Below are 5065 nucleotides of genomic sequence, written 5' to 3'. Positions count from 1 at the left end.
TTTACATTTTTTCCAATTTTTACTTTACAATTTTTCCCTAAAATTTTTCATTAATAAGGCAATATACCCTAAATTAATCATCAAATATCAATTTAAAAAAAAATAACTGATTTGAATACTTGAATTATACTTGTTAAATTTAAAAATAAAATCAAAAATGCATGATTTCTTTATTCTTTCAAATTTTACATTAGTTTTTAATGGTTACTATATGATTTTAAGTGGCGTTAGTTTTTTTAGGTTAGTATATGAAATTCCGATTTGTTCGGATATGCACGAACATAAAAAAGGTTTATTATTGATGAAAAAATACTTTATTTTACAAATTGTCCACGGAAAAATGGTTAGTATATGAAAATAAGACAGACAACTTTTAGTTACTAAATGTTATTTTAATTTCTTATAGTATATAAAGTTAGTTATTTTAGCATTATTGCAAACATCAATTTCAATATTAACAATTTATTTTAAATAATTGCCATAATTTATTGTTGAAATTGCAAATAATATTTCTTAAATCCTTGAACCATGAAAATTTAGTTTGTATGATGTTTTATGGCAAATTATTTTTTTAATGATTTACCGAATATGCTTCAAGAAACTGTAACCATATGACTTCTCGGCCTACACCCAGATGAGCTAATGAGTTTTCAATAATTATTTTTGGTAATTTTATGAAAATAATATTAATACCAACACCTACATTTTTTGACAAAATACATGAAAATAAATTTTGAGAAATATTTTAGCTTGGTTGTGCTAAATAACTATTTATATCCCCTACAGTTATAATTAACTAATTTTTAGAAAAATATATTCAAAATAAACTACAAGTTTATAATTTAATCCAATAAAGAAATTATTTATTGGAAATAGTCCTAAAATATAACCATCGTTTCTAAACAAATGATAATACATTTTAGGAGTCAATATTATGTCAAAAAATAGAAGAATTATTGGACTAACTATAGCGATAGTGATTTTTCTACTAATTATTTTCACGTTATATGCTATGTCTGATGATGATGCAGATACTGTCCATATTGGATATTTACCTACAGACCATGACGCCGCATTATTTGTCGCAAATGCTACAGGAATGTTTAAAGATGCGGGAATTGATGTGAAATTATATGAATATAATAATGGTGGAGATATGATGAGTGCAATGGCCAGTGGTGATTTGGATGTTGGTTACGCTGGAATAACTCCAGTAATATATTCCATATCTAAAGGAGTACCTATAAAAATTGTTGCAGGAGTTCAAAATGAGGGAAGTGGTTTGCTTTCCGATGATTCATCAGTTAAGTCTGTCTCTGATTTAAAAGGTAAGATAGTAGCTACACCCGGTGAATCATCAATACAAAGTGTATTGTTAAAATATGATTTGAAGAAAAATGGAATGAATATTTCTGATGTTGAAAGTCCCACTATGAAGGTTTCTTCAATGAATGATGCATTAAGAACAGCAAGTATCGATGCAATGTTAACATATGAACCTTATGTTACAATTTCAAAGGAAATTAATAATCAGACTTTGGTGGAAAGTTCTGCAGATATCTTACCCGATCATCCATGTTGTGTTGTAGTGATGAATGAAAAATTTACATCAAATAATTTAAACAAAGCAAGTAAAGTTCTAGACATTCATAAAAGAGCAACAGAGAAAATAAAGGCAAATCCTGAAGGGATGGTACAATATTTGCCGCCGCATATTGTTCCTAATTCTGAAATTGAAAAACAAAGTTTAAATCATACTAAATGGGTAAGTGATTTAAATGATACTTATAAGGCAAATTTGTATCGTTTCATGAATATTGAAAAAGATTTGGGAATAATTAATGAAACATTACCTCAAGACGAATTATTTGGGACAATTTAAATTATATCTAAAGTTTACAAAAAGGTTTTTAATATGAAGAGATTTAAAAATGAATATACAAAAGAGATGATAATATTACCTATTATTTTAATAATAATCTGGTATTTGATTTGTGATGTATTTCAACTAGTTCCGGATTACATGTTTCCCGGACCAACGGATGTTATAAATTCCTTTGTCAAGTTAGTTGTTTCAGGCAAACTTTTTAAAGATGTCTTTGATACACTTTATAAAGTATTGTTTGGTATGTTACTGGCATCATTGGTTGGTATAACATTTGGTATACTATTAGGTTGGTCTAAACGATTAGAAACATTATGTAAATTAGTTATTAGTATTTTAAGACCTATTCCACCAATTGCATGGATTCCTTTTTCAATAATGTGGTTTGGTATTGGAATAGGGCCGGCAGTATTCATAATTTTCATAGGATGTGTTTTTCCAATACTGATTTCAACAATTGATGGAGTACATAGAACAGATCCTGTTTTAATAGAGGCAGCAGAATCATTTGGAGCATCAAGCTCACAGATTTTAACTGAAGTAATCGTACCGTCAAGTTTACCCTATATTGTATCAGGACTTAAAGTGGCAATAGGTATTGCTCTGATGTGTACAATTTCCGGTGAGATGATTGGATCCAGTTCTGGTATAGGATATATGATTTTAACATCTACAAATCTGTTTGATACAGGTTCAACAGTAGTTGGAATGTTGGTAATTGGTATAATTGGCATAATCTTTGATTATATTTTTACAAAAGTACAGGAAAGAATATTCTGGTAAGGTGATGATATGACATTTGAAATAGAAAATATATCGAAAGTTTTTGTATCAGACGATGATAAAGAAGATGTAATTGCATTAAAGGATATTAACCTTACTATTGAAACAGGAAAATTTGTATCTTTTGTAGGTCCGTCAGGTTGCGGAAAAACAACATTGCTGCGTCTAATAGAGGGGTTTGAAAAACCTACAGAAGGTACTATTAAAGATGATGGAGAAATAGTGACAGAACCTTCCAGCCAAAGAGGATTTATATTCCAGAACTATTCTCTCTTCCCTTGGTTAAATGTCATTGATAATGTAATATTTGGATTAGGTATCAATGGAAAACCTGAAAAAGAAAATAGGAAACGTGCAATGGAATATCTTGAGACTGTTGGACTAGAAGATTTTGCAAATAGCTATCCTCATGAATTATCTGGAGGTATGAAACAAAGAGTTGCAATAATTCGGTCTATAATTAATGATTCTAAAAGTTTATTGATGGATGAATCCTTTAGTGCATTAGATGTGCATACAAGACACAAACTGCAAAAACAAATTTATAAAATTTGTCGAGAAAAAAATAAGACAATCATTCTCGTTACACACGATATCAATGAAGCGGTATTCTTATCAGATGAAATTGTCGTTCTTTCTAAAGGACCCGGAAGAGTCAAGAAAATTTTTGAAATTGATATAGAGCATCCAAGACAGAGGGATGATCAAGAATTTGAAGATTTAGTATGTGAAATTACTCAAGAAATTGGAGAATTAGAAGACGAGTGATTTCATCTTATGTGTCTGTCCATTGAACTACCACGACTTACAGAAGTCGTGGTATTCCTGCACATATAGGCTAATTCCATTATTAGTAACAGCCATGCAGTAATTTAGTTATTATAATATTCATTTTAGAAAACCCATTTGATTTTTATAAAAAATAGCTATTCTCTTGATATTGTCGGCTGCATAATGTACCTTGACTAAAAAAAGGCCAAAAAATGTGGAGAATCCTTTTTCCAGATTTATAATTTTTATTTATTATTTAGGTAACTTTATGAATTTTCATTCAATTCAAAATACCATTGCCTGAAATTATCTTTCAAAAATTAAGTCAGTATTTTAACATACTTTATAAATTAAAAACAACATAATAATTACTAATGAATGATTAGGTTGGTGATAATATTAGCAAAATTCCAGAATTAAACATAGAAAAAACAAAAGATGATATTATTAAATTCATTCAATCAAAAATATCAGAAGCAAAAACCGATGGGATTGTTGTCGGTTTGAGCGGAGGAATTGATTCAACATTAGTAGCATATTTAGCATGTGAAGCGGTTGGAAAAGAAAATGTATTTGGAATTATAATGCCATCCACAACAACACCAACAGAAGATAAAATTCATGGAATTTCAATAGCCCAAGGTTTGGGAATTGATTACAAAGAGATTGCTATTGACAGTATCCTGAATGAATTTTTATTAATGACACAGCTTGAAGAAAATAATTTGGCTATTGGAAACCTTAAAGCTAGAATTAGAATGTCAATCATTTATTACTTTGCAAATCAGAAAAACTACCTGGTTAGTGGAACCGGCAATAAAAGCGAAATCCTAATCGGTTACTTTACAAAACATGGAGACGGCGCATGTGATATTGAACCGATTGGAGATTTATACAAAACTGATGTTTATAAATTAAGTGAAAATATGGGCGTTCCCCAAGAAATCATAGATAAGCCGCCACGTGCTGGATTATGGAACAATCAGACAGATGAAGCTGAAATTGGAATGTCCTATGACTTAATTGATCAAATTCTCTATCAATACTGTGAAAACAATAAAGGGGATGAAGAAATCTCCGAAATAGTAGAAATCCCCGTCGATGATGTTGATATGATTATTAATAAAATAAACAGGAACAAACACAAAAGCGAAGTTCCTGAAAGTCCTCAAAAAACAATCTTATGAATGGTGATTTGGTGAGCGAAAACATAGAAAAAAAATGGCAGAAAAAATGGGCAGATGCAAAGCTATTTGAATCTAATCCCGATGAAAGAGAAAAATTATTCCTTACAGTAGCTTTCCCATATCCTAGTGGAGCTATGCATATAGGTCACGGACGTACTTACACAGTTCCTGACGTCTATGCCAGATTTAAAAGAATGGAAGGGTACAATGTATTGTTCCCAATGGCATGGCACGTAACCGGTGCTCCGGTTATTGGAATTGCCGATAGGATTAAAAGAAAAGACCCTTGGACACTTGACTTGTACGAAAGAGTCCACGGCGTTCCAAAAGAAACCTTGCCCAAACTAGAAGATCCGGAATACATTGTGAAATATTTCTCCACAGAATATCATGAAGTGATGGAAGAGATGGGTTATTCAATCGATTGGAGACGTGAATT

Annotated in this window: 5 protein-coding genes; all 5 read left to right on the top strand. The window is 30.6% G+C overall.

Translation table 11 applies throughout. From position 1 onward, the window contains the following. Nucleotides 1-934 precede the first annotated feature (934 nt). Entirely contained in the window at nt 935-1882 is a 948-nt protein-coding gene (locus tag ACKI4K_RS00825) for an ABC transporter substrate-binding protein (protein ID WP_407421315.1), read from the top strand. A gap of 33 nt (nt 1883-1915) precedes the next feature. Next, nucleotides 1916-2668, top strand: a complete 753-nt coding sequence (locus ACKI4K_RS00820) for an ABC transporter permease (RefSeq protein WP_407421313.1) — start codon at nt 1916-1918, stop codon at nt 2666-2668. 9 nt (nt 2669-2677) lie between these two features. Continuing rightward, complete coding sequence (locus tag ACKI4K_RS00815) at nt 2678-3436, top strand: ABC transporter ATP-binding protein (RefSeq protein WP_407421311.1); 759 nt, start codon at nt 2678-2680, stop codon at nt 3434-3436. Between the two features lie 401 nt (nt 3437-3837). Continuing rightward, entirely contained in the window at nt 3838-4626 is a 789-nt protein-coding gene (locus ACKI4K_RS00810) for an NAD+ synthase (protein WP_407421317.1), read from the top strand. An 11-nt stretch (nt 4627-4637) separates the two neighbouring features. Then, the coding region (locus ACKI4K_RS00805) for a class I tRNA ligase family protein (RefSeq protein WP_407421309.1) at nt 4638-5065 on the top strand (428 nt) is incomplete at its 3' end.

The organism is Methanobrevibacter sp., assembly GCF_045644645.1.
Lineage (GTDB): Archaea > Methanobacteriota > Methanobacteria > Methanobacteriales > Methanobacteriaceae > Methanocatella.
This window is presented reverse-complemented; position numbering and strand designations above follow the sequence as displayed.

Excerpts from the sequence above, each read along its gene's own strand:
- ACKI4K_RS00825 (WP_407421315.1), top strand. The coding sequence starts at position 935 with ATGTCAAAAAATAGAAGAATTATTGGACTAACTATAGCGATAGTGATT.
- ACKI4K_RS00820 (WP_407421313.1), top strand. The coding sequence starts at position 1,916 with ATGAAGAGATTTAAAAATGAATATACAAAAGAGATGATAATATTACCT.
- ACKI4K_RS00815 (WP_407421311.1), top strand. The coding sequence starts at position 2,678 with ATGACATTTGAAATAGAAAATATATCGAAAGTTTTTGTATCAGACGAT.